Raw genomic sequence first — 24,188 nt, forward strand, 5'->3', positions numbered from 1 at the left:
TCAAAATCGTCCGCCGCCCGATAACTTGCTCTAGAATCAGCGTCGTCACCGATGTCTTCCGGCGGCAGAACAGACATACAATGGTTGAACAACGCACAGGCCAGTGCGAACTGAGAGAGCGGTTCTTGATCGGCTGAGAGACCGGCGGGAACTGTTGATAACCACTAATCGAGCTTTTGTGAAAAAGCCGCCCCTCCTATGCAAAGTAGCTACAACTTTGAGTTAGTCGCGGTGTCCCTGATCGTCGCAACACTTGCGTCGTTCACGGCAATCGACCTCGCCGACCGTCTGTCCATCCTCGCGTACGCCCGCCTGCGACATGCGTGGCTCGCTGCTGGCGCGTTGGCCATGGGTGTGGGTATCTGGTCGATGCACTTCATCGGCATGCTGTCGTTCTCCCTGAGTATTCCAATTGGGTACGACCTCGCCATTACCTGTTATTCGCTCGTCATTGCCGTGCTGGTGTCGTGGTTTGCACTGCACGTCGTGACGGGTGGCCGGCTCAAGCTCGTGCATCTGCTCGCGGGCGGCGTGCTGATGGGCCTCGGCATTGCCGGCATGCACTACATGGGCATGGCCGCGATGCTGATGAACCCCGCCATCCAGTACGACTGGAATCTGGTCGCGGCGTCGGTGGTCATCGCGATCGCGGCGTCCACGGCGGCGTTGTGGCTTGCGCGCGCGCTGCGCGGCACGGATCAGACGCACGTCATGCTCAAGCGCATGGGCGCGGCTTGCGTGATGGGTATCGCCATCGTGGGCATGCACTACACCGGCATGGCTGCCGCCAATTTCCCGCTGGGTTCGATTTGCGGCGCGGCGGCGAACGGCGTCAAGCCGCAATGGCTCGGCGCGGCTGTCATTTCGTTTGCGTTCGGCATTCTCATCGTGACACTGCTGCTGTCGCGTCTCGATGCGCGGGTGGCATTTCTTGCCAGGTCGGTTGCGCGGCTCGACGATCACCTCGACCGCATGCGTGGGTCGAGCCACTGAAGACGCGCTGATGCGAGCGTCGTCGGCCGCGCTGGTCGGCGACGCCGGACTATCGTCATGCTGACGATTTTTTCCGCGTAGAATGCGGCTGCCGCCGCGATGTACCGGCGAAAGTTTTTTCAAGTCAGCGATGCATGTCGATCTCATTACCCTTTATCTCCTCGCCATCGGGACACTGCTCGCCAGTTCCGGCATGACGCTGTGGGAGTGCCGCAGCCATCCCAAGCGCAGTCAGGCGTTGCGGATACTGGCCACGGCCTATGCCACGATCGCCGTCGGTTGCGCAGTGGCGGCGTTTCGCCGCTACCTGCCGGGCGTCACGGGGCCCGCGCTCAGCAATCTCGTCATTCTTACCGGTTATCTCGGCATTCTCCACGGCGCCGCTTCGCTGAACGGACGGCAATATCGTGTTGCGTCGGCGCTACTCGTGATCGTGCAGGCGATGATCTGGGCGGTGGGCGGCGTGCCGTGGATCGGCGTCATCTGGGGCTACGTCAGCGCGGTGCCGATCGCGCTCGCCTGCGGCATGACATGCCGCGAGTTGTTGCTCGGCGACGGCATCAAAGGTCTGCATTCGCGCTATATCGCCGCGTGGGTGTCGGGCGTGCACGCGCTCTTTTATGCCGGCAGGGCGTTCGTGCTGCCGTGGCTGGCCTCGCTGTACGGCATGCCGGCACTGTCGATTTCCAGCCAGATCACCATGTACGAAGGCGTGCTGTATTCCGTCGTTCTGCCAATGACCTTGCTGCGGATGTTCCGCGAGGAAGCGCACGGCCAGCTTCTGCAGGATTCGCAAACGGACTACCTCACCGGCCTCGGCAACCGCAGATGGTTTTTCGAGCAGGGCGCGCGGCTCATGCGCGAAGCCGGCGTGTTTCGCCCGGTATCGCTGCTCGCATTCGACCTCGACCAGTTCAAGACCATCAACGACCGCTACGGCCACGAAGCCGGCGACGAAGTGCTGAAGTCGTTCGCGAGTGTTGCGCGCGCCGTGCTGGGACCGGATGCGCTGCTCGCGCGCATCGGCGGCGAAGAGTTCGCCGCGCTGCTGCCGGGCCTCGACGGCACGCGCGGCAAGGAAGCGGGCGAGGCCATGGTTCGGCATTTCGCCGCGACGGTCGCTCATCGCACCAACGGCGTCGCGATTCAGGCGACGGTGAGCGCGGGTCTCGCGCACAGCCAGGGCGCGACATCCACGCTGGCCGATCTGCTTGCCGCCGCCGATCGCGCGCTGTATCGCGCGAAGTCGCTCGGCGGCAACCGGCTCGAACTGGCGTCGGCCGACCACGGCGAGCGTCGTCGTAGAAGCGCCGTTTAAGGCGGCCAGCCTCAGGTGCCGCTCAGGTGCCGAGCAGCACCGCCCCCGCCGCGACGATCAGGCACGCAATCCAGCGTTTGCCGCTGACCGCTTCGCCGAGAAATACCCGCCCGATCATCACCGCGAAGACCACGCTGGTCTCGCGCAGCGCCGATACCGCGCCCATCGCGCCCGTCTGCATCGCCCAGATCACGATGCCGTACGCGCCGACCGATACCAGACCGCCCGCGAGCGACGAGCCGACGGCCATGGGCATTTGCCGCACCGGCTTCCATAACGCGTCGAAGCCGCGCATCGCGACGAACAGCAACGGCATGAGCCAGTAAAACATGAACATCCACGCGATGTAGGTGAATGCCTGTCCGTCGGACAGGCGCACGCCGATGCCGTCCGTGACCGTGTAGAGCGCGATGGTCGCGCCGGTGGTCAGCGCGGCGAGGACGCCCGCGCGCGACACGCGGCCGCCTTCCAGCGCAATCGCGACGATCCCGCCGGAAATCATCACGATGCCGAGCCCATGCAGGGGTCCAATCGCTTCGCGCGCGAAAATCGCCGCACCGAGCGTCACGAGCAGCGGCGACGAACCGCGGGCAACCGGATACGCCTGGGCAAGGTCGCCGCGCCGGTACGAACGCACGAGACTCACGTTGTAGACGATATGCATCAGCCCCGACGCGACGATGTACGGCCACGCGGCGTGCGGCGGCAAAGGCACGAACACGATCGCCAGCGTCGACACCGCGGCCATGGCGATGCTCATCCATGTCATGGAAAGAAAGCGGTCGCGATTGCCGTGCAGCATCGCATTCCAGCTCGCGTGGAGCAGGGCGGCGACGAGCACGAGTCCGCCGGAATAACTGAGCATGCGGATGGCGATGGAAGTGTTGGTTTTCAGCGTCAAACGGACGCTTCGGTTCGAACAGGATATCTACCTTGAGACCCGCTCACAAACCAGATAATTTGCGCGCTCGCGTTAGGTAAATTGTCCTGATGAATTTGCCAAGCACCACGCGAAGCGACCGGCGCGATGCCGCCGCGCCGCATAGCCTCGTCACAGCGCATGCTTATTGCTTGATCGGACGCTTGCCGGGAGCATGACGAGCAACACATCCGACGTGTCGCCGCAGCGCCCGCACTGGCCAGGAGACATCGTCATGCGAGGAACAAATCACCGGGTACGCGTTGCAATTTTTGCGGCGGCGGTCGCCATGCTTTCCGCATGCGGCGGCCACGGCGACAGTTCGCCCAGCACCGGCACCAGCACGACCACGCCGGCGGGCGGCGTGAATCTGAAGATCGTGTCGTTCGGCGACAGCCTTTCCGACGTCGGGACGTACGCGCCGATCGCGAGCGCGGTGGGCGGCGGCCGCTTCACGACCAATCCCGGGCAGGTGTGGACACAGAACGTAGCGCAGTACTACGGCGACACCCTGACCGCCGCCTTTACGATCGACGTCACGCACGAACTCAAGGCGCAGAGCGGTCTCGGCTACGCCGAAGGCGGCTCGACGGTGGCGACGCCCGCCAATCAGTCCGACTTTCTGACCAACGTGATCGGCAACATCGAAATGCCGGTCACGCAGCAGGTGTCGAGCTACCTCTCCGCGCATGGCAGCTTCAATAGCAATCAACTGGTGCTGGTGTGGGCGGGCGCGAACGACGTGCTGCGCGCGGGGCAATTGCCGGCCGCGTCGCAGACCGTGGAAACGGCCGCCACCACGCTCGTTCAGACAATCGGGCAAATCGTGCAGAACGGCGCGACGCACGTGGTGGTGGTCAATCTGCCGAACATCGGGCTGTCGCCCGACGGCCTCGCGTCGGCCGACGGTGGCGCGAATCTGACGCAATCGTCGCAGCTCTTCAACGACACGCTCAACAGCGCGTTGCAGACCGCCGGACTGCAATCGAAGGTGATTCAGATCGACGCCTTTACGTGGCTGAACGGCATCATTTCGAACTTCCAGGCAAACGGCTTCACCGTGTCGAATACCGGCGTGGCGTGCGACCCGAAGAAGACGCCGGATGCGACGTCATTGCTTTGCTCGCCGTCGACCTACACCACCGCGAACGCCGATCAGACGTACATGTTCGCCGACGATCTTCATCCGACGACACATGTCCACGCGCTGTTCGCGCAGTTCGTGGAGCAGCAGATCGCACGGAGCGGTCTGGGTCATTGAGATTCGCCGCGCCGGATCGGCGCGGCATTCACGAAGCGCGCGTACGTGTCTTCGTTCGGGTGCCGGCTGCAGTGGCCGGCGCAGTTTGCGCGAGCGCGGCATCGCGTTCGCGGCTCCAGTGTTCGAGCAGCGTGCGCGTCTGTTCGCGGATCACCGATTTCAGCAGTTCGGCCTTCTCCGTGTCGATGCTGGTCCAGCCGAGCAGCGACAGCGTCTTGCGATGCGCGACGTGAAAAATCACCACCTGGCCGTGCAGGCTGAACGTGCGGATCAGGATGATCGCGTCGGTGGCGGGGAGTCCGCAGATGCGACCCACGATCGCCGTGCTCGCGCTGTTCAGCGGGTCGCGAATGCGGCAACTGAGAATTTGCGTCGCGCTTTCGGGTTCGTAGCCGGCCTGTTCGCGCGCGAAGAACATGCGGCGGCCGGGCTTGCTGGCTTTGGCGAAGGCGCCGTCGGCGATCGCTTCCTGAATGCGGATGAACGCGTCGATCAGCGCCGGCGTGTCGGCGTTGCCGTCCAGCGCTTCCTGGGCTTTTTCGATGGCGGGTCCGAAGGTTTTCCACGCCTCGTCCGCGAGCGCTTCGACGCAGGCGCGATAGACCCCTTCCTTGTTCTCGAAGTAGTACTGCAATGCGGGCGCGTTGACGCCGGCGCGGGCCGCGATGTCGCGTGTCGACGCGCCTTCGAAGCCGTGTTCGCCAAACATTTCGACCGCCGCTTCGATGATGCGGTGGCGCGTTTCGTCGCCGCGCGCATAGCCGCCTTCCGGCGAGCGCCGCAGCTTCTTTGCGCTGTTCATGCCTTTCTCTCCATTACGTCCGCAGAAATATATCACTTGACACAATTTTATCGACTGGAATAATTGTGCCAACTGGAATTAATTGGACCTTACGATGTCAACGACCGCAGGCTCACCCTCCCGCCCTGTTCCTTCCGACGCCGCCGGCGACGCACCCGCGTCGGCTTCCCGTCGTCCCTCGCGGCGCACGGTGCTGATCGTGTTCGGCATTGTCGCGCTGATCGTCGGCGCGGTCTGGCTGGCGCGCTGGTGGACCGTCGGCCGTTTCATCGAAAGCACCGACGACGCTTACCTGCAGGCCGACAGCGTCACCGTGGCGCCCAAGATCGCGGGCTATGTGACGGAAGTTTACGTTGCCGATAACCAGGTGGTGAAGGCCGGCGACCCACTGGTGCGTCTCGACACGCGCCAGTACCAGGTCGCGCTCGACCAGGCGCTCGCCACCATCGACGCGCGCAAGGCCGACATCGAACGCGCGCAGGCCGATATCAAACAGCAGCAGTCCAACATCGCGCAGGCTCAGGCGCAGCAGCAGGTGGCGCGCGTCAATGCCCAGCATGCGAGCGACGAAGTGCGGCGCTACGCGCCCCTCGTCGCGACCGGCGCCGAGAGCAGCGAACGGCTCGCCGAATTGACCAGCACGCGCGACCAGGCCAACGCCACGCTGGCCGCCAACGCGGCAGCGGTCGACGCGGCCCGCTCGCAGATCGGATCGGCCACGGCACAACTCGCGCAGGCGCGTGCCCAGCTCGAAGCGGCGCAGGCCAGCGCCCAGCAATCGCAACTCGATCTCGACAATACGGTGGTGCGCAGCGTGCTCGGCGGCAAGGTCGGCGACCGCACGGTGCGGGTCGGTCAATACGCGCAACCCGGCACGCGCATGCTGACGGTCGTGCCGGTGCAGAACACCTATCTGCTCGCCAACTTCAAGGAAACGCAGGTTGGCCGCATGCGTGTCGGGCAGCCGGTGGAGATGCATGTGGACGCGTTGCCCGGTCATACGCTGCATGGCGTGGTCGACAGTTTCTCGCCGGGCACGGGCTCGCAGTTCGCGCTGTTGCCGCCGGAGAACGCGACCGGCAACTTCACCAAGATCGTCCAGCGCGTGCCGGTGCGGATTCGCATCGACACCGGAGCGGAAACGCGCAGCGTGCTGCTGCCGGGCCTGTCGGTCACCGTGGATGTCGACACGCGTTCGGCGCGCGACCGCGACGCACGCATCGACAGCGAGAACCATCGTGGCTGAGTCGACCGTGGCGGCGCCGCCCGCACCGCGCGGCGAAGAGCGGGCGAGCGTCGGCGACTGGATCGCCGTGGCCGCAGGCGCGCTCGGCGCCTTGATGGCGACTCTCGACATCTCGATCACCAACTCCGCGCTGCCGCAGATTCAAGGCGAAATCGGCGCCACCGGCACGGAAGGCACGTGGATTTCGACCGGCTATCTGATGTCGGAAATCGTGATGATTCCGCTCGCGGCGTGGCTCACGCGCGTGTTCGGGCTGCGCAATTTCCTGCTCACCAACTCCGCGCTTTTCATCGCGTTTTCGATGATGTGCGGCTGGTCGCACACCTTGCCCATGATGATCGCCGGGCGCATCGGCCAGGGCTTCACGGGCGGCGCGCTGATCCCCACGGCGCAGACCATCATCCGCACGAGACTGCCGCTTTCGCAGATGCCGGTCGGCATGACCATGTTCGGGCTGATCGTGTTGCTCGGGCCGCTGCTCGGGCCCGTGGTGGGCGGCTGGCTCGCGGAGAACATCAGCTGGAGCTGGTGCTTCTTCATGAACCTGCCCATCTGTCTCGCGCTGATGACCCTGCTGATCGTCGGTCTGCCGTCCGACCGGCCGCATTGGGAAGCGTTTTTCAAGGCGGACTGGCTCGGCATCGTCGGACTCGCGATCGGCCTGAGTTCGCTCACGGTGGTGCTGGAAGAAGGACAGCGCGAGCGCTGGTTCGAGTCGTCGATGATCGTCACGCTCACCTGCGTCTCGCTGTTCGGCATGCTGTTGATCGCCGCGTCGCAGATGACCGCGAAGAAGCCGATCGTGCGTCTCGGTCTGATGCGCAATCCGAACTACGCCAGCGTGATCGTGATCGTGTCCGCCGTGGGCGCGGCGCTCTATGGCGTGTCGTATCTGCTGCCGCAATTTCTCGGCGTGGTGGCGGGCTACAACGCAGAGCAGTCGGGCGCGATCATGCTGCTCTCCGGTCTGCCCGCGTTTCTCATCATGCCTTTCCTGCCGCGTCTGCTCGGCAAGGTCGATTTTCGCGTGCTGGTGATCACCGGGCTCGTGCTGTACGCGATCAGCTGCATGATCGACATCGATCTGACTGCGCAAAGCGTCGGCCACGATTTCGTCTGGTCGCAACTGATACGCGGCACCGCGCAAATGCTTGCGATGATGCCGCTCAATCAGGCGTCGATGGCGGCGGTCTCGCGTGAAGATTCCGGCGACGCCGCCGGCCTCTACAACATGGCGCGCAACCTCGGCGGCTCGATTGGGCTTGCGATCATCGGCACGATCATCGACCGGCGCACCACCTTCCATACCGCGATGATCCGCGAGTCGGTGAGCGCCAATTCGCTGGTCGGCCAGGACAGTCTCGCGGCGAACGCGGCGAACTGGTTCGCGCATACGGGCGACATGGCCTATTCGCAGATGCGCGCGCTCGGCCAGCTCGGCGTGCAGATCCAGCAGCAGGCCGTGGTCATGACGTATTCGGAAACCTTCTATCTGCTCGGCATCGCGCTGTTTGCCTGCATCCCGCTGGCGCTGCTTCTGAAAACGCCGCGCCGCGATGCGCCACCGCCTTCGTCCGCCGCACACTAATGCCTTCTCAGCTCACTATGATGTTCAATCGTCCTTCGTGTCTTGCACTCGCCGCCGCGGCGCTCGTGTCTCTCCTCGCGGGCTGCACGGTCGGCCCGGATTATCACGGGGCGCCGCCGGCCGGGCAGGACGCCCGCAATAGCACGAGCTTCGTGCGCACGCCGCCCGCCGGCACGATCACGACGCCCGCGCCGAACCAGTGGTGGCTCGCACTGAACGACGCGCAACTGAACGACCTGATCGCCACCGCGCTCGCGCATAGTCCCGACGTGCATATCGCGCAGGCGCGCTTGCGGGAATCGCGCTCGCAGTTGCAGACGCAACGTGCCAACGCCTTGCCCAAAGTTTCCGGCGACGCCGCCGCCTTGCGCATGCGCTCGCCGGACCTGAGCGCGCTCAGCTCGTCGGACGGCGGCAGCTCGGCGTCGTCCGGTCGCGGACCGTTGCAGCTCTACACGGCGGGTTTCGACGCCTCGTGGGAAATCGATCTGTTCGGCGGCACGCGTCGCGCGATCGAAGCGGCCTCGGCGGATGCGGAAGCCGTGGACGCCGATCTCGCCGACACGCAGGTGTCGCTCGCCGCCGAAGTGGCGCAAACCTATGTGGATCTGCGCGACCAGCAGACGCGGCTCGAACTCGCGCAACGTCAGGCGGAAGTCGAGCAGAAGATGCTGACGCTCACGCAGCAGCGCCGCGAGCGCGGCACGGCAGCAGACGTCGACGTGGAGCGCCTCACCACGCAGGTCGAGAACACGCGTTCGACCTTGATTCCGCTCGACGCGCAGGTGACCGACTCGCTCGATCGCCTCGCCGTCCTGACGGGCCGCGAGCCCGGCGCGCTCGATCAGCAGCTTGCCGCCACGCAGCCGCTGCCCGTGTTGCCGCAAGCCGTGTCGATCGGCGACCCGTCGGCGATGCTGCAACAGCGCCCGGACATTCGCGCAGCCGAGCGGCGTCTCGCGTCGAGCAACGCGCAGATCGGCGAAAACATCGCGGACTTTTTCCCGAAGATCACGCTGCTCGGCGATATCGGCTTCAGCGCCGGCGATCCTGGACATCTCGTGCGCAAGAACAACTTCAGCTGGATCGCGGCGCCGTATCTGCAATGGAACGCGCTCGATTTCGGCCGCACGCAGGGCAAGGTCCACGCTGCGGAAGCCTCGCGCGACGAATCCGAAGCCCGTTACACCAAGGCCGTGCTCGGCGCGTTGCAGGACGCGAACTCGTCGCTCTCGCGTTACGGGCATCAGCGTGAGCATGTCGTGACGTTGCAGAAGGTGGAGGCGTCGGCCACCCATTCGGCCACGCTCACGCGTCAGCGTTATTCGGCGGGTGTCGCCACGTTGATCGACCTGCTCGACACGCAACGCCAGGAGTTCACCGCGCAGCAGAACGTGGTGGCAGGGCAGGCCGAGTTGCTCAAAGACTTCGTCTCGCTGCAGAAAAGCCTCGGGCTCGGCTGGCAGACTCAGCCGGGCTGAAACGCGTCGGACGCGTTGATCGCGTGAAGTGGGCGCTGCCTCGCCGTCGAGCCTGCAGCGCTGCGCACCTTATGCCAGAATCGGCTTAACGTGCCACTTCACCGTCAAAAACAAATGTCTGACACGCTCGAGGTTACGAAAGCGGATCACGCCATGCGTCACTGGACGCACGAATCCGCCGGCAAGATCCAGATCGGTTCCGCGCTTCACAAGCGGATGTTCTGCGAGATGCTGCTCACCACGCACAACCCCTACAAACCCGCCGTGATCGAGTGGCCGGCCTTGCCGCCCGCCGCGCTCAAACGCGTCACGTCGCTGCCTATCTGGGACATCGCGGTACAAACGGAAGGGCGCGCCTCGATCCGCGTGGCGACCTACGCCGCCAGCGTGCCGGATCCGCTGCTGCGCGAAGCCCTGACCATGAACGGCAGCGAGGAAGCGCGCCACAAGGTGGTGCTCTCGAAGCTGGTCGAGGCATACGGCATCGCGCTCGCGCCCGAGCCGCCTTATCCCGCACCGGACGACCCGCTGCGCGCGTGGATGCTGACCGGCTACAGCGAGTGCATCGACAGCTTCTTCGCCTTTGGATTGTTCGAGGCCGCGCGTCAGTCCGGCTTCTTCCCCGAAGAACTGGTGGAAACCTTCGAGCCCGTGATTCAGGAAGAAGCCCGCCATATCCTGTTTTTCTCGAACTGGGTGGCGTGGTATCGGCGCAATCTGCCGTGGTATCGACGGCCCGCGTTCCTCTTCAAGGTGGCGAGCGTGTGGGTGTCGCTGATCGTCGACCGCATTTCGCTGGCGCGCGGCTTCGATACGAACGGCGCGGCGCAGGACATGAATTTCCCCGCCAACGTGGGCGATTCGGTGGGCGGCGGCGTGTCGGCGGCGGCGCTCATCGACCTGTGTCTGACTGAAAACGACCGCCGCATGGGTGGCTACGACGCCCGGCTGCTGCGTCCCACCACTGTGCCGCGCCTCGCGCGTCTCGCACGGCGCTTCATCCGCAAATAGCCGGGCGGCGCCGCCGTTTGGCGAGGCGGCGCGGCGCTCCGCGCCGGTTTATCGTCAGAACGCGGCGCCTGTTCGGGCGCGGCGGTATCCATCGGCTCCAAACCTTTGCGACAATTGCGTCCGTCACGACGACGGCGTCGCCGGAATGCGTCTGCCTGAGGAAAGGGCGGCGTTTCTTCGGCCGGCACGATCGAATGGCTTTCAGAGCCGTCCAGATAGAGTAACGTATTGGGCACCCCATCTTTTGCCTGGTTACACGGAGTTTTGAGGCGCTTATGTACACGGATACCGACGCAATCACGGATGAACAGGTCGCGGAAATTGCGGATCGCATGGCCGAAGACGGCCGGACGATTTCCCCAGTGACGGTGGGCGCAGAGATGCCGGGCGCATCGACCGTGGCCATCGCCGCGGCCCTGGAGCGCTGGCGCGACGCCCGTCAGCCGTACGCGCCGCACGTGCCGGCCCGCGCCGCAGTGCCGGCCGACCTCGCCGACACGCTGGCCAACGCCGCCGAGCGGCTCTGGCTGGCCGCTCAGGGCGAAGCCGAGCGGGCGGTCAGCGAGCATCTGGGGGCCGTCACGCGGCATCTGGAGGCGGCCCGCGCTGAGCGCGACGAAGCGCTGGGCGAATACGAAAAGTCCGCGCGTGAAGTCGAAACGCGTCGCGAGCAGCAGCTTGTTCTGACCCATTCCCTGACCGCCGCCGAGGACACCGCCGCCCGTCTCGCCACCGAACTCGCCGCCGCCACCACCCGCGCCGACAGCGCCGAGGCGCAAGCCGGGGAACTGGCGCAACAGGTTTCGGTGGAACAGGCCGCGCTGGAACACACCAAAGCCGAACTCGACGACGAGCGCAAGGCGCGCGAAAGCCTGGCCGAAGCCGTCACCAGCCAGAACGACGACATCGCGCGGATGACGCGCGAGCAGGAGGAGGCGCGTCAGGAGATCGCCTCGCTCAGCTACGACTGCCAGGCGAAATCCGCCGAAGCCGATCTTGCGTTGCAACAGGCGAGCGACGCCGCCGCCCGCGCCGAAGCCGCCACCACGCAGGCGCGCGACGCGCTGGGGCAGCTTGCCGCGATCGAAGCCGAGCGGGACGAAGCGCATCGCGAACTCGCCGCCGAACGGCAGACGAGCGCCGCGCGCAGCGAAGAAGCCGCGATCCAGTTCGACGAATTGCAGCGCGTCTCACGCGAACTCGAAGCCGCGCGTCAGGACATCGCCTCCGCGTCGGCGGCTCAGACGGCGACGCTCGCCGAACTCGCCGGGATGTCGCAGGAAGCGTCCGCCTCGCAAGCACGTGCCGACGCAGCGGAGCAACACGCGGGTGCGCTGACGCAGCAACTCGCCGAAGCCGAGCAGGCCAAGGCAGCCGACGCCGAGCGCTGGTCGCAGGAAGCGGGCGCGGCCTCCGCGCGCGCCGAAGCCGCCGCCGCGCAGGCGAGCGAGAGCCAGGCGAAGCTGCTCGAACTGGAGGCGGCGCTGGCCGCGGCGCGCGAGCAGACACGCGCCATGACCGAAGCCAACACGGCGGCAACTACGGAATTGAGTCAGCTTTCGCACGAAGCATCGGCGGCGAAGGAGCAAGCCGAACTCGCCGAACAGAAAGCGGCGAAGCTGGAGCAGCGGTTGCAAGCTGCCGAACAGGCCAAAGCAGCCGACGCCGAACGCTGGTCGCAGGAAGCCGGCGCGGCCGAGTCGCGCGCGCAGGCCGCGGCGGTGCAGGCGAGCGAGAGCCTGGCACGCGTGGTCGAGCTGGAAGCGCAGTTGGAGCAGGCCCGCGAGCAGACGCGCGCCGCGACCGAGTCGCATACGCTCGCCGGCGCCGAGCTGGCGCAGGTGTCGGCGGATGCGCAGGCCGCGCGTCAGCGAGCCGAGGCCGCCGAGCAGCACGCGGCGCAGCTGGAACAGCGTCTCGTCGATGCCGGCCAGGCCAGTGCCGCGCGAGTCGCCGAGGCCGAGGAGCGCTGGTCGCGTGAAGCCAGCGCGGCCGAGTCACGCGCGGAAGCCGCTGCGGCAAGAACGGAAGAAACGTTGGCGCAACTCGCGACGCTCGAAGCGGAACTCGCCGAGGCACGCACGGCGCTGGCCGCCGAGCGTCAGGCGAGCGCGGCGCACGGCGAGGCCGCGTCCACGCATCGCGACGAGTTGCAGCGCGTGACGCAGGAACTCGACGAGGCGAAGGCGCAGGTGAACGCGCTTCACGAGGCCAGGGAAACCGCCAGTGGCGAGCTTGGCCGGGCGTCGCAGGAAGCGTCGGCGGTGAAGGCGCGGGCGGATGCCGCCGAACAGCACGCGGCGCAACTGGAGCAGCGTCTCGCGGAAGCCGAACAACGTCTGGCGGAAGCCGGCGAGACGCGTACCGTGGCGGAACAGCGCCTGGCCGAAGCGGAACAGGCGCGTACGGAAGCCGAACAACGTCTCGCGGAAGCCGGCGACACGCGGACGGCGACGGAACAGCGTCTCGCCGAAGCCGACCACGCGCGGGCGGACGCCGAACAGCGTCTGGCGCAAGCCGACGAGGCGCGCGCGCAGGCGGAACAACGTCTTGCCGCCCTCGAGCAGCAGGCCGGTGCGCAATCGGGACAACATCTCGCCGAGGTCGAGCAAACGCGCGCGGAATCGGAGCAGCGTGTCGCCGATGCGGAGCGCGCGCGCGCCGCACTGGAGCAACGCCTCGCCGACGCGGAAAAGGCCCACACGGAATCAGGCCAACGTCTCGCCGAGACCGAGAAGGCGCGTGTCGACGCGCAGCAGCGTCTCGCCGAAAGCGAGAAGGCGCGGGCCGACGCCGAGCGTCGTCTGGCCGAGGCGGACAAAGCGCGCGCCGAAGCCATGCAACGCAGCCAGAAGCTGGCCGCGCAGGCCGCCGACTCCGATCGCACGGAAGAGATCGCCGAGTTGCAACGTCAGATTACCGCTCAGGCCAAGGCGCACGAGAAAGCCTTCGGCGAGTTGCGCACGATCGCCGAGCAGTGGGTCGAGCACGCCAAGGATCTGAAGCAGCGGCTCGGGTCGGCCAACGAAAAGCTGCTGTTCGTCGACTCGCGCAGCACGGGCGAGGTGGCGCTCATCCGCAAGCTTTCGTCGGAACTCGAACGGCTCAAGCCCGACAGCGAACTGATTTCGCGTGACGCGCAACAGAAGCTGATCGGCGCGACCATGTCCGAACGGCTTGCGCAGAAAGGCTATCGCTATGACCCGGCGACCGCGGTGATGTCGAAGGTCGAGCGCTGATGAGGTAAGGCAAAGAGGCGGGGCTTGGCGCCGCCTCTTTGTCATCCGCGCGCCGCGCGAGACCGCCGATTCTCACTGCAGGCAGACTGCGCCGTAGTCCACCATACGCCGCACGACGTAGCGGCGCTGCAGCGCCGGCATCCACGGATTGACGCACACGATTTCCATGTAGGCGTTCGCAAGAAGTGTGATCGACGTAGACATTTCATTCACCTGACTCGAAAAGGACGCTGCCGGAGACGGCGGCCCGCAAGGGGCGCCGCATGTGAACCATGGTCCGGCAACGCGGCCGGCCGGCTTTTTCAGTTCACCTCGTCCTTTTCAGATTCGCACCGCGGCGTCGGTCCGCGTGCAATGCCACCCTGTCTGCATCCCCACCCAATTTCGTTTAGCATGCGTTTGGCGTTCCCGAGCGCTTCGGGTTATATATGCTGCTGTCCCGCCACGTCCATCAAAGTGCTCACGTAATGTCCGATACGCCCATTCCCGCAGCCGTCACTCCCGAACCGCAGGCCGTGTCCGCGCAGGTCAAGCGAAGCGCGATCTTCATCGTCGCCACGGTCAACCAGGACGCAGCCAGCCTGAACACCGTGCGCGCCTGGTGCGGCGATATTGCCGCGCTCGTGCGCGCCGTCGCCAAACGGATACCGGACGGCGGATTGTCGTGCGTCTGCGGTTTCGGCTCGGACGCGTGGGACATGCTGTTCGGCGCGCCGCGTCCGGCCAATCTGCATCCGTTCCGCGAATTCGGCACGGGCGAGCGCGTCGCGATCGCCACGCCCGGCGACATCCTGCTGCACATTCGCGCCGATCAGATGGACCTGTGTTTCGAGCTTGCCACTCACCTGATGGGCCGGCTCGGTTCCGCCGTTACCACGGTCGACGAAGTGCACGGTTTCCGTTACTTCGACCAGCGCAGCATGGTGGGTTTCGTGGACGGCACGGAGAACCCGACCGGCAACGAGGCGGTGCTGTTCACGGTGGTCGGCGACGAAGATCCGGAGTTTTGCGGCGGCAGCTACGTGCTCGCGCAAAAGTATCTGCACGACATGACGGGCTGGAACGCGCTGCCGGTCGAGACGCAGGAACGCATCATCGGCCGCACGAAAATGACGGACATCGAACTCGACCCGGCGGTCAAGCCGAGTTCGTCGCACAGTTCGCTGACCACGCTCGACGAGAACGGCGAGGAGATCAAGATCCTGCGCGACAACATGCCGTTCGGGCGGCCGGGTGTCGGCGAGTTCGGCACGTATTTCATCGGCTACGCGCGCTCGCCGGCGCCGATCGAACAGATGCTGGAGAACATGTTCGTCGGCCGTCCGCCGGGCAACTACGACCGGCTGCTCGACTTCAGCCGCGCGGTCACGGGCGGTCTGTTCTTCGTGCCGTCCGAATCCTTGCTCGAAGCGCTGGCCGACCGCAGCCCGGAAGCCGTCGCGGCACCGGACGCGGCGCCCGTAGCGCCGTCCGAATCCCCAACCATTGCCGAGCCGGCCAGCGATGGTTCGCTGAACATCGGCTCGCTCAAAGGAGTACCTCAGTATGAATAACCTGCATCGCGAGCTGGCGCCCATTTCCGCCGCTGCCTGGGCGGAGATCGAGGAAGAAGTGGCGCGCACGTTCAAGCGTTCCGTGGCGGGTCGCCGCGTGGTGGATGTGGAAGGCCCCAAGGGTTTCAGCCTGAGCGCCGTGGGTACGGGGCATCTGTCGAGCATCGCCGCGCCGCAGGACGGCGTGAGCGCGCGTCAGCGTGAAGTCAAGGCGCTGGTGGAGTTGCGCGTGCCGTTCGAATTGACACGCCAGGCGATCGACGACGTGGAGCGCGGCGCGGAAGACTCCGACTGGCAGCCGGCCAAAGACGCCGCGCAGCAACTCGCCTATGCCGAAGACCGCGCGATTTTCGACGGCTACAAGGCGGCGGGTATCGTGGGTATTCGCGAAGGGTCGTCGAATCCTACGCTGAGCTTGCCGGCCGACTTCAGCGAATATCCGGCGGTGATTGCCAAGGCGTTGACGCAATTGCGCCTCGCGGGCGTGGACGGTCCATATTCGGTGCTGCTGGGCGCGGACGCGTACACGGCCGTGAGCGAAGCCAGCGACCAGGGTTATCCGGTGCTCGCGCACATCAAGCGTCTGACGAACAACGAGATCATCTGGGCGCCGGCCATCCAGGGCGGCTGCGTGCTGTCCACCCGTGGCGGCGACTTCGATCTGCACATCGGTCAGGATCTCTCGATCGGCTACCTCAGCCACACCGATCAGGTGGTGCGTCTGTATCTGCAGGAAACGCTGACCTTCCTGATGCTGACGAGCGAAGCATCCGTCGCGGTGCTGCCGGAATAAGAACTGCGGCCGCGCGGCATTGCCGCGGGCCGTCGAACCGGCGTGGAGCGCGGCTTACTCCTCCACGCCGACCAGATTTTCGATGTCTTTCTGAATGCGGATGCGTGCTTCCTGCACGGCCCGCTCGGGCGTGCTGGCCACCAGCGGCAGCATCAGCCCCGATCCCTTGAACTGCGCACCGTACTGCACCCACGCGGCGTAACTGCACACGCCGGAATCTTTCTGCACGACATTCAACGTGACGTCGTAAGTGCGGCGCTTGCCGTTCGTGCGCGTGTATTGAAAGCGGCTCAAGACAGGTCTTGCCATCGGGTCCCTCCGTTCAATGTGCACTGCTTCGCGTGAGAGGACGAATGGCCGAATGGCGTCCGTGTCGAAGCATTGGAAAGCTCATTGTAATGTCATCATTTCACGTGCGGGGGACTCGCGGATGACTGTTACCTTTTCCCATGCAGTGCTTAATTCCGACAAAACAGCGCCGCGCGAAAGCTTAGCGAAAATTATCGGTTGCCCTCCGACTGGCGGTGGACTACATCTAGAGTTGGACGCGTCCGGCCTCGCCGGGCGTCCGCCCGCCAATGCGAGACATATCGACAAGGAGACGCCAGCCATGGGTATGCGCCCAGATCCCACGTTCCATGCATCGCCGAAGCTTGCCATGGACGCGCCGCCGGAGGAGTACGCGTACACCGTGCTGCTGAGCCCCGATTTTTCGCAACCGGACATGCTCGCGGTGATCGACGTCAAACCCGGCTCGCCGACATACAGCCAGGTGGTCCACACGGTTCCGGTGCCGTTCAAGGGCGACGAGTTTCACCACTTCGGATGGAACGCTTGCTCGTCGTCGTTATCGCCGCTGACGGGACATGCGTTTCTCGAACGGCGCTACCTGATCATCCCGGGCATGCGGTCGTCGCGCATCTACATCGTGGATACTCAGCCGCATCCCACGCAGGCGAAGATTCACAAGATCATCGAGCCCGAGGAAATCTTCCGCAAGACGGGCTATTCGCGTCCGCATACGGTGCATTGCGGTCCGGAAGGCATTTACGTGAGCACGCTCGGCGGCGCGGGCAAAGACGGCACCGATGGCCCGCCGGGAATCTTCATCATGGACTGCGAAACGTTCGAGGTGCTCGGGCGCTGGGAGATCGATCGCGGCATCCAGGAGAAGCACTACGACTTCTGGTGGAATCTGCCGCGCGATTACATGGTGTCGAGCGAATGGGGATTGCCGCCGCAGTTCGAAAACGGCATCGTCGCGGAAGACCTGCTCTCGAACAAATACGGTCATCGGATTCACTTCTGGGATTTGCGCGGCCGACGCAACGTGCAGACGCTCGACCTCGGCGCGAATCATCAGATGGCGCTCGAAGTGCGCCCCGCGCACGATCCGAGCCGCGAATACGGCTTTATCGGCGTGGTGGTCGATACGACGAATCTGGAAGGCTCGATCTGGACGTGGTGGCGCGAAAACGGCGAGTTTCATATCGAGAAGACCGCGACCATTCCAGCCGAACCCGCCGCCACCGAATTGCTGCCGCCGTTGCTTCAGGGCTTCGGAGCGGTGCCGCCGCTCGTCACCGACATCGACCTGTCGATCGACGACAAATTCCTCTACGTCGCGTGCTGGGGCACCGGCGAACTGCGTCAATACGACGTGACGGAGCCACGCAAGCCGAGACTCACGGGATCGGTTCACGTCGGCGGGATTGCGCGGCGCACGCCGCACCCGAATGGCCGCGAATTCGCGGGCGGTCCGCAGATGGTCGAGATCAGCCGCGACGGCAAACGCGTCTATTGGACCAACTCGCTCTATTCCACGTGGGACGATCAGTTCTATCCCGGCGGCGTGCCGGGCGCCCAGGTCATGGCGCACGCGCAGCCGGGCGGCGGACTCGAACTGGCGAAGGACTACTGGGTGAATTTTCCGGACGGTTATCGCGCTCACCAGATCCGGCTGGAAGGCGGCGACTGCTCGACCGATTCGTTCTGCTATCCGTCGGTGGGCGTTTGATCGGCAGCGGCTGGTCGCAGACCGGCTTGTGGCTCGCCGTGCTGGCGAGCGGGCTCTATCACGGCATCAATCCGGCGATGGGGTGGCCGCTCGCCGTCTCCAACGGCCTGATGCAGAAGCGCGCGCGGGCGCTGCTCGGCGCGCTGGCTTTTCTCGCGGCGGGCCATGTGCTCGCCATGTTCGCGGTGATCTTGCCGTTCGCCGTGCTGGCCGTCGTGCTCACCTGGCAGCGCCAGATTCAGATCGGCGCGGCTCTGCTCGTGATCGGCTTCGGCATTTTTCTGCTGATCCGCAAGCGTCATCCGCGCCTGCTCGCGCGCATTCCGCCCGCGCGTCTCGCGCTCTGGTCGTTTGCCGTGGCGATTGCGCACGGCGCGGGTCTGATGCTGGTGCCGATCTACCTCGGACTATGCCGCGCTTACGCGATGGATCGCGGTCATCAGGCCGCGCAGACCCTAATCGGCGCCAATCTGGGGATGGCGCTGCTGGTCGCCTGCGTGCATGCCGCCGCGATGCTGGCGGCCGGCGGCACGCTGGCCTGGCTGGTCTATCGCTACCTCGGGCTCCGGTTCGTGTCGCGTAGCTGGTTCAATCTCGACGCCGTGTGGGCCGTCAGTCTGATCGTGGTGGGCGGCGTGTCGCTAGCCGTCAACGCCACGGCCACGGGCGGCGCGAGTTAGCACGGCCACTGTCGGCGCTGCTGCGCCCGCGACCTACGCCATTAAGCGTTTTATGCACTAGGATGCCCTCAGTACCTTCCGGCGCCGGATGCAAGGTGCGCGTAAGTCACGACAGAGGAGACATCGAATGAGCGAACGCTATGGATCGTTTTGCCCGTGCTGCGGCAGCGCGGAACATCGGGCAATCAGTCGCCGTACCTTTCTGAATCTGCTTGCCGGCACCGCTGCCGGCCTTGCCCTTCCACCGGCTTTCGCGGACTCACCGTCGGTGCCGTCCATCGCTTACGACTCGATTTCAGACCCCGTGCGCTTGCCGAAAGACCTGTATCTCGGCGAATGCTCGGGCGTGGCGCTGAACTCGAAGGGACACATTTTCGTGCTGTCACGCGGTAACAGCACGGGCCCGGCGTACGCCGCCGCCGCGGCGCAATTGCTGGAGTTCGCCCCCGACGGCCGCTTCATCCGCGAGATCGGTCATAACCTGTACGCGTGGTCGTTCGCGCATGCGGTGAAGGTGGACCGTCAGGACAATATCTGGGTGACGGACAAGGGCTCCGACATGGTGATCAAGTTTTCACCGGACGGCCGCGTGCTGATGGTGTTCGGCCGCAAGCAGGAAGCCGCCGACGAAGACACCGGTCCGCTCAAGCATCCGAATCCGCCGCTGCCCGCCGAGCCGGGACGCTTCCGTCAGGTGACCGACGTCGCCTGGGACGCCGCGGGCAATACCTACATCAGCGACGGCTATATCAACTCGCGCGTGGCCAAGGTGGATCGCGACGGCAACTGGGTCAAGTCGTGGGGCGAGCGCGGCACCGGTCCCGGCCAGTTCCATACGCCGCATAGCATTGCCGTGGACGCGCACGACAACGTCTACGTGGCGGATCGCAGCAACCGGCGCATTCAGGTGTTCGACACGGAAGGCACGTTTCTGCGGCAATTCACGATCGACGTTCCCGTGCCGCCCGATGCGCGTCCGGCGATCGGCAACATGCCGGACGAAGCGGCGATTGCCGCCGGCACCTTCGCGCCGGGCTCGCCGTGGGCCATCTGCATTTCGCCGGGGCCGAACCAGGTGCTCTACAGCGCCGACGCGTTTCCCGGCCGCATCTACAAACTGACGCTCGACGGCAAGGTACTCGGCGTGCTCGGCAAGGCCGGCAAGCAGCCCAAACAGTTCGGCTGGATTCACGAAATGGCGTGTCCGTCCGAGAACACGCTATTCGTCGCGGAACTGCTGAACTGGCGCATCCAGAAGCTGGTTCTGCACGCCTGATCAGCGTGCTTCGAGCTTGAAGAAGCCGACCGTCGCGTTCAGATCCCGGCCCTGTGCGCTGAGCGATTCGGACGCGGCGGCGATCTCTTCGACCAGCGCGGCGTTCTGCTGGGTCGATTGATCCATCAGCGAGACCGCCTGATTCACCTCGCCGATCGCGCGGCTCTGATCGCGCGCCGACTGCGCGATTTCGCTGGTGATGGTGGCGACGTTCGAAATGGCTTCGGTCAGTTCGGCAATCGTTTTGCCGGCGAGATTGACCTGTTGCGCGCCGGCCTGCACGTTCTCAACCGACACTTCGAGCAGGGACTTGATCTCCTTGGCCGCGTTGGTGGAGCGCTGCGCGAGATTGCGCACTTCGGCCGCGACCACGGCAAAGCCGCGTCCGCTTTCGCCGGCGCGCGCGGATTCCACTGCGGCATTCAAGGCGAGAATGTTGGTCTGAAACGCAATGCCTTCGATCATCCCGACAATGCCGACGATGCGCCCCGACTGCTCGACCGCGATGTTCATGGTTCGCGCGGCCGTCGTGACCGCGTCGTTGCCGCGGCGCGCTACTTCCACCGCGCCCGCCGCGACGGCGTTGGCGTTGGTCGCCTGATCGGCGGTGCCGCGCACCGTGCCGGCCAGTTCTTCCATGCTCGCCGCCGTCTGCTGGATCGACGCCGCCTGCTGTTCGGTGCGCGAGGACAGATCGATGTTGCCGGCCGACACTTCCTTGGCCGCCAGTTCCAGGTGACGCGTACTGCTCATCACCGTTTGCAGCACGCCGCGCAGTTTCTCGACGAATGCGTTGAACTGGTTCGCGAGCAGGCCCACTTCGTCGTTGCTGACGATCGGCAGACGCCGTGTCATGTCGCCGTCGCCGGCCGCGATCTCATGCATCGAGTGCGCGAGATTGCGGATCGGGTCGGTCATGCGGCGGCCCAGCGCCACCATCGCCACGAGCGCGACGACGAGCACGAGAAAGCCCGCCACGATGAACGTCAGCGTGAGCCGGTTGGCAGCGGCCATCATTTCCGCTTCGGGCACGAGCGCGTAGTACTTCCAGCCGTTTTTCGGCGACGTGTAGACGAACGATCGATAGCGCGCGCCGTCCATCTGGATACCGGCGAGTCCGTCGGCGGCATTGGCCAGTTGCTCATAACCACCGCCGAGGCTTTTGAGTTCCTTGAATTCGTGTTTCTTGTCGCGCGGGTCGATCAGGATCTTGCCGCTGCTGTCGGTCACGACAAGATAGCCGGTCTGGCCGAACTGGATGCCGCTCGTGAGCCGCGCGAAGTCGTCGAGTGAGAGATCGCCTTCCAGCGCGCCGATGATCTCGCCTTTATCGTCCTTCACGACGCGCGCGAACGAAATGATGGCGCCGCCGGAACCGGCCGCGCTGAGATACGGTGCGGGCCGCACGACGCGATCCGGCGCCGTCATCGCGAGCTGGTACCAGGGCCGCACGCGCGGATCGTAATGCGCGCCGTTCAGGCTTTCGATCGGCCATTGCACGTAGCCGCCCCAACGCGTGCCGATGTCCAGATAACGCATGTTCGGATGCGTGTCGCCGAACTGCTTGAGCAGCGAGAAAATCTTCTTCTCGATCTCGCCGTTGGCATCGGGCGTCATCTGTCCGCCGTGGTTCAGATAATCGGTGATGCTGTTGTCGGCGGCTTTCAGTTGCGTGGTTTGCGTCAGGTACGTCAGATTCTGTTCGACGTCCCTGAAATTGACGTCGAGCGATTCGTCGGCCTGAACGATGCGCGCGTGACTCGACTGCTCGAAGGCGTCGACGGCCTGGCGGCGCACATTCAACGCGCCGACGGTGGTGAGGAGGAGAACTGCAAAAATCAGCGCCGCGGCGGACGCGACGCTGAACTTGAATGCAATGGAACGTGTGAGCTTCACCAATAACCCCTGCGCGATGTCGAACTACGAGGGTTGTCGGCGAATATCCGGTTTGCTTGAGCGCTTATCGGCAGAAAGCCGAAAATATTTTCCGGGCGTTTTTGCGGTGTCGTTTTCGGAATGAAACGCGTCGCCGCAACGATGTTTGCGGCGCGCGGAATCGGTTAAAGAAGGCCGGTTTTGCAGTCCACTTACTTCACCGCGCCGAGCGCGAGTCCCTTCACGAGGAAACGCTGCAACCACGCGAACACGATCGACACCGGCAACGTCGCGCACAGCGTGGCAGCCATCACCAGGTGCCATTCCACGACATACTTGCCCGCCACCATGTCCGTGACCTGCACGGTGAGCGTCTTGTTTTCCGGCGAGCGGATCAGCGTGTACACCACCGCGAATTCGTTCCACGCGTTGATGAAGGTGAAGATCGCCGTCACGACGATGGCAGGCACGGCGAGCGGCAGAAACACCTTGAAAACCGCGCGCGTTCTGCCACAGCCTTCCAGCCACGCGGATTCTTCCAGATCGCGCGGCACGGTCTGAAAATACGAGGACAGCATCCACACGGCGAACGCGATATTGAACGCCGCGTACGAGACGATCACGCCGATCTTCGAGTCGACCAGATTGCCGTCGCCGTAAGGAATCATGGCGGCGAGACGGAACAGGCCGACCACCAGCAGGATCGGCGACAACATCTGCGTGACCAGCAGGAACTGCCGGTACAGGCTCTTGCCGCGAAACGGAAAGCGCGCCAATGCATAAGCGGCCGGCAAGCTCACCGCCAGCGCCAGCGCCGTGGAAAGCAGACTGATCACCGTGCTGTTGCGCAATGCCACGCCGAAGTTGGCCGCGACCCACATGTCGGAGAAATTGCTCCACTGCCAATGCACCGGCAACCAGCGCGCCGGATACACGAAGATTTCCGAAGCCGGCTTCAAGGCGGTGAACAACATCACCGCGAACGGAAACAGCACGACCACCACGAGCGGCGAAAGCGCGAGCCAGCACCACAGCGTGCGCTTCATCTTGATGCTGAGACTCATGACGGATCTCCTTCTTTCGCGGGCTGCATGCGCAGATAGGCGATCGAGAAAACGAACAGCATGACGAGCATGATGAGCGAGACGGCGGCTGCCTGACCGGGACGTCCGAGGCGGAAACCGAGTTCGTAGAGATACGTGACCAGAATATGGGTGCTGTTATCCGGGCCGCCTTGCGTCATGACCCAGATAATCGGAAACGAGTTGAACACGTAGATCACGTTCAGCAGGATCGTCATGTTGATGAACGGACGCAGCAGCGGCAAGGTCAGCTGGCGAAACTGCTGCCACGCGCTCGCGCCGTCCATGCGTGCCGCTTCGTAGATATCGCCCGGCACCGAGGACAAACCGCCCAGCAGAATCGTCACGGTGAAAGGAATCGACACCAGAATGCCCACGGCGATCTCCACCGGGAACGCGAGTTCCGGCGTTGCCAGCCAGTGGATCGGACCACCGATCAAGCCCAGTCGCTGCAGGGTCACGTTGACCATGCCGTAGTCGTCGTTGAAGGCCCAGCGCCAGACCACGGCGGTCATGGTCAGCGAGACCGACCACGGCAGCATGACGATGGTGCGCGCCACGCCGCGTCCATAGAAGTCCTGATTCAGGATCAGTGCGACCGGCACCGAAATCAGCACCGTGCCGCCCACCACGAACACGGTCCAGATGATCGTGCGGCGCGCGGCGGCGAGGAAGGCGGGGTCGCTGAAAATGGTCGCGAAATTATCGAAGCCGGTGAAATCGCGGATCGCGCCGAAGCGCGAGACGTCGTGCAGCGATTGCCACACGATGTTGAAAATCGGATAGCTGATGATGAAAAGCGCCAACACCAGACTCGGCGCAATCAGCAACCAGGGCGCCTGCAGGCGCGAAGAAGCGGAACGGCTCATGCGTGCTCGATCGTAAGACGCGTCCACGGCAAAAAGCGGGCGCGACGGGATGGGCCGGATAGTGCACTACGTACGGCGGTTACAGCGGACACGGCAACGTGCAACGGGATGCTGCTGTGCGAAGGCCGGAACGCGCGACGCCTGTACGACGGCGGCGCGCGCTCCGGCTCCCGGCAATGACGCAG

At 64.9% G+C, this 24,188-nt stretch carries 20 protein-coding genes; 13 read left to right on the top strand and 7 right to left on the bottom strand.

The features are described from left to right. The first annotated feature begins 231 nt into the window (after nt 1-231). Nucleotides 232-993: an MHYT domain-containing protein gene (locus P3T18_RS30655; RefSeq protein ID WP_429303706.1), complete on the top strand. Its 762-nt coding sequence runs from the start codon at nt 232-234 to the stop codon at nt 991-993. Between the two features lie 130 nt (nt 994-1,123). Further along, entirely contained in the window at nt 1,124-2,311 is a 1,188-nt protein-coding gene (locus tag P3T18_RS30660) for a diguanylate cyclase domain-containing protein (protein ID WP_429303707.1), read from the top strand. Nucleotides 2,312-2,333: 22 nt separating this feature from the next. Here the strand turns inward: P3T18_RS30660 and P3T18_RS30665 are convergent, their stop codons facing one another. Next, complete coding sequence (locus tag P3T18_RS30665) at nt 2,334-3,176, bottom strand: EamA family transporter (protein ID WP_429303765.1); 843 nt, start codon at nt 3,174-3,176, stop codon at nt 2,334-2,336. Nucleotides 3,177-3,465: 289 nt separating this feature from the next. On the opposite strand from P3T18_RS30665, the gene P3T18_RS30670 reads away from it, so the two are divergent. Next, complete coding sequence (locus P3T18_RS30670) at nt 3,466-4,491, top strand: SGNH/GDSL hydrolase family protein (protein ID WP_429303708.1); 1,026 nt, start codon at nt 3,466-3,468, stop codon at nt 4,489-4,491. Nucleotides 4,492-4,519: 28 nt separating this feature from the next. Here the strand turns inward: P3T18_RS30670 and P3T18_RS30675 are convergent, their stop codons facing one another. Then, nucleotides 4,520-5,293 carry a CerR family C-terminal domain-containing protein gene (locus tag P3T18_RS30675; RefSeq protein WP_429303709.1) on the bottom strand — a complete coding sequence of 258 codons (774 nt, stop codon included), beginning with the start codon at nt 5,291-5,293 and terminating at the stop codon, nt 4,520-4,522. Nucleotides 5,294-5,387: 94 nt separating this feature from the next. On the opposite strand from P3T18_RS30675, the gene P3T18_RS30680 reads away from it, so the two are divergent. The 5 genes from P3T18_RS30680 (at nt 5,388) to P3T18_RS30700 (ending at nt 13,858) form a co-directional block, all read left to right on the top strand. After that, nucleotides 5,388-6,539: an HlyD family secretion protein gene (locus P3T18_RS30680; protein WP_429303710.1), complete on the top strand. Its 1,152-nt coding sequence runs from the start codon at nt 5,388-5,390 to the stop codon at nt 6,537-6,539. Beyond that, nucleotides 6,532-8,127: an MDR family MFS transporter gene (locus P3T18_RS30685; protein ID WP_429303711.1), complete on the top strand. Its 1,596-nt coding sequence runs from the start codon at nt 6,532-6,534 to the stop codon at nt 8,125-8,127. Before P3T18_RS30680 ends, P3T18_RS30685 begins: the two co-directional genes overlap by 8 nt. Nucleotides 8,128-8,144: 17 nt before the next feature. Beyond that, a complete protein-coding gene (locus P3T18_RS30690; RefSeq protein WP_429303712.1) occupies nt 8,145-9,608 on the top strand; it encodes an efflux transporter outer membrane subunit in 1,464 nt (487 codons plus the stop codon). 114 nt (nt 9,609-9,722) lie between these two features. Further along, nucleotides 9,723-10,619, top strand: coding sequence for a ferritin-like domain-containing protein (locus P3T18_RS30695; RefSeq protein WP_429303713.1), 897 nt, complete (start codon nt 9,723-9,725; stop codon nt 10,617-10,619). Between the two features lie 275 nt (nt 10,620-10,894). After that, nucleotides 10,895-13,858 carry a DNA-binding protein gene (locus P3T18_RS30700; protein WP_429303714.1) on the top strand — a complete coding sequence of 988 codons (2,964 nt, stop codon included), beginning with the start codon at nt 10,895-10,897 and terminating at the stop codon, nt 13,856-13,858. Between the two features lie 72 nt (nt 13,859-13,930). Here the strand turns inward: P3T18_RS30700 and P3T18_RS30705 are convergent, their stop codons facing one another. Then, nucleotides 13,931-14,062 (bottom strand): hypothetical protein, encoded by a 132-nt coding sequence (locus P3T18_RS30705; RefSeq protein WP_429303715.1) that lies wholly within the window; start codon nt 14,060-14,062, stop codon nt 13,931-13,933. 263 nt (nt 14,063-14,325) lie between these two features. On the opposite strand from P3T18_RS30705, the gene P3T18_RS30710 reads away from it, so the two are divergent. Together P3T18_RS30710 and P3T18_RS30715 are read left to right on the top strand one after the other, a co-directional pair. Next, nucleotides 14,326-15,411 carry a Dyp-type peroxidase gene (locus tag P3T18_RS30710; RefSeq protein ID WP_429303716.1) on the top strand — a complete coding sequence of 362 codons (1,086 nt, stop codon included), beginning with the start codon at nt 14,326-14,328 and terminating at the stop codon, nt 15,409-15,411. Then, nucleotides 15,404-16,204, top strand: a complete 801-nt coding sequence (locus tag P3T18_RS30715; RefSeq protein ID WP_429303717.1) for a family 1 encapsulin nanocompartment shell protein — start codon at nt 15,404-15,406, stop codon at nt 16,202-16,204. Before P3T18_RS30710 ends, P3T18_RS30715 begins: the two co-directional genes overlap by 8 nt. A gap of 54 nt (nt 16,205-16,258) precedes the next feature. Here the strand turns inward: P3T18_RS30715 and P3T18_RS30720 are convergent, their stop codons facing one another. Next, entirely contained in the window at nt 16,259-16,513 is a 255-nt protein-coding gene (locus P3T18_RS30720; RefSeq protein ID WP_429303718.1) for a hypothetical protein, read from the bottom strand. A 301-nt stretch (nt 16,514-16,814) separates the two neighbouring features. Here P3T18_RS30720 and P3T18_RS30725 point away from each other — a divergent pair, with 301 nt between their 5' ends. The 3 genes from P3T18_RS30725 to P3T18_RS30735 all read left to right on the top strand — a co-directional run bounded on the left by P3T18_RS30725 (nt 16,815) and on the right by P3T18_RS30735 (nt 20,177). Then, a complete protein-coding gene (locus P3T18_RS30725; RefSeq protein ID WP_429303719.1) occupies nt 16,815-18,221 on the top strand; it encodes a selenium-binding protein SBP56-related protein in 1,407 nt (468 codons plus the stop codon). Next, nucleotides 18,218-18,901: a hypothetical protein gene (locus P3T18_RS30730; protein ID WP_429303720.1), complete on the top strand. Its 684-nt coding sequence runs from the start codon at nt 18,218-18,220 to the stop codon at nt 18,899-18,901. Before P3T18_RS30725 ends, P3T18_RS30730 begins: the two co-directional genes overlap by 4 nt. Before the next feature lie 127 nt (nt 18,902-19,028). Next, nucleotides 19,029-20,177, top strand: a complete 1,149-nt coding sequence (locus P3T18_RS30735) for a peptidyl-alpha-hydroxyglycine alpha-amidating lyase family protein (RefSeq protein WP_429303721.1) — start codon at nt 19,029-19,031, stop codon at nt 20,175-20,177. On the opposite strand, the gene P3T18_RS30740 is transcribed toward P3T18_RS30735, so the two are convergent. From P3T18_RS30740 to P3T18_RS30750, 3 genes are all read right to left on the bottom strand, one after another. Next, nucleotides 20,178-22,073 (bottom strand): methyl-accepting chemotaxis protein, encoded by a 1,896-nt coding sequence (locus P3T18_RS30740; protein ID WP_429303722.1) that lies wholly within the window; start codon nt 22,071-22,073, stop codon nt 20,178-20,180. It abuts the gene before it with no gap. Between the two features lie 191 nt (nt 22,074-22,264). Further along, nucleotides 22,265-23,116: a carbohydrate ABC transporter permease gene (locus P3T18_RS30745; protein ID WP_429303723.1), complete on the bottom strand. Its 852-nt coding sequence runs from the start codon at nt 23,114-23,116 to the stop codon at nt 22,265-22,267. Next, the gene (locus P3T18_RS30750; RefSeq protein WP_429303724.1) at nt 23,113-24,003 is read right to left on the bottom strand and encodes a carbohydrate ABC transporter permease; all 891 of its coding nucleotides are present in this window, start codon (nt 24,001-24,003) and stop codon (nt 23,113-23,115) included. The genes P3T18_RS30745 and P3T18_RS30750 overlap by 4 nt, the downstream gene beginning before the upstream one ends. Between the last annotated feature and the right edge of the window lie 185 nt (nt 24,004-24,188).

Origin of the sequence: Paraburkholderia sp. GAS199, assembly GCF_050436585.1 — a bacterium.
GTDB lineage: Bacteria > Pseudomonadota > Gammaproteobacteria > Burkholderiales > Burkholderiaceae > Paraburkholderia.

What these genes read in the sequence shown, in the direction of transcription:
- P3T18_RS30660 (WP_429303707.1), top strand. Translation starts at nt 1,124, where the DNA reads ATGCATGTCGATCTCATTACCCTTTATCTCCTCGCCATCGGGACACTG.
- P3T18_RS30665 (WP_429303765.1), bottom strand. Translation starts at nt 3,176, where the DNA reads ATGCTCAGTTATTCCGGCGGACTCGTGCTCGTCGCCGCCCTGCTCCAC.
- P3T18_RS30670 (WP_429303708.1), top strand. Translation starts at nt 3,466, where the DNA reads ATGCGAGGAACAAATCACCGGGTACGCGTTGCAATTTTTGCGGCGGCG.
- P3T18_RS30675 (WP_429303709.1), bottom strand. Translation starts at nt 5,293, where the DNA reads ATGAACAGCGCAAAGAAGCTGCGGCGCTCGCCGGAAGGCGGCTATGCG.
- P3T18_RS30680 (WP_429303710.1), top strand. Translation starts at nt 5,388, where the DNA reads ATGTCAACGACCGCAGGCTCACCCTCCCGCCCTGTTCCTTCCGACGCC.
- P3T18_RS30690 (WP_429303712.1), top strand. Translation starts at nt 8,145, where the DNA reads ATGATGTTCAATCGTCCTTCGTGTCTTGCACTCGCCGCCGCGGCGCTC.
- P3T18_RS30695 (WP_429303713.1), top strand. Translation starts at nt 9,723, where the DNA reads ATGTCTGACACGCTCGAGGTTACGAAAGCGGATCACGCCATGCGTCAC.
- P3T18_RS30700 (WP_429303714.1), top strand. Translation starts at nt 10,895, where the DNA reads ATGTACACGGATACCGACGCAATCACGGATGAACAGGTCGCGGAAATT.
- P3T18_RS30705 (WP_429303715.1), bottom strand. Translation starts at nt 14,062, where the DNA reads ATGTCTACGTCGATCACACTTCTTGCGAACGCCTACATGGAAATCGTG.
- P3T18_RS30710 (WP_429303716.1), top strand. Translation starts at nt 14,326, where the DNA reads ATGTCCGATACGCCCATTCCCGCAGCCGTCACTCCCGAACCGCAGGCC.
- P3T18_RS30715 (WP_429303717.1), top strand. Translation starts at nt 15,404, where the DNA reads ATGAATAACCTGCATCGCGAGCTGGCGCCCATTTCCGCCGCTGCCTGG.
- P3T18_RS30720 (WP_429303718.1), bottom strand. Translation starts at nt 16,513, where the DNA reads ATGGCAAGACCTGTCTTGAGCCGCTTTCAATACACGCGCACGAACGGC.
- P3T18_RS30725 (WP_429303719.1), top strand. Translation starts at nt 16,815, where the DNA reads ATGGGTATGCGCCCAGATCCCACGTTCCATGCATCGCCGAAGCTTGCC.
- P3T18_RS30735 (WP_429303721.1), top strand. Translation starts at nt 19,029, where the DNA reads ATGAGCGAACGCTATGGATCGTTTTGCCCGTGCTGCGGCAGCGCGGAA.
- P3T18_RS30745 (WP_429303723.1), bottom strand. Translation starts at nt 23,116, where the DNA reads ATGAGTCTCAGCATCAAGATGAAGCGCACGCTGTGGTGCTGGCTCGCG.
- P3T18_RS30750 (WP_429303724.1), bottom strand. Translation starts at nt 24,003, where the DNA reads ATGAGCCGTTCCGCTTCTTCGCGCCTGCAGGCGCCCTGGTTGCTGATT.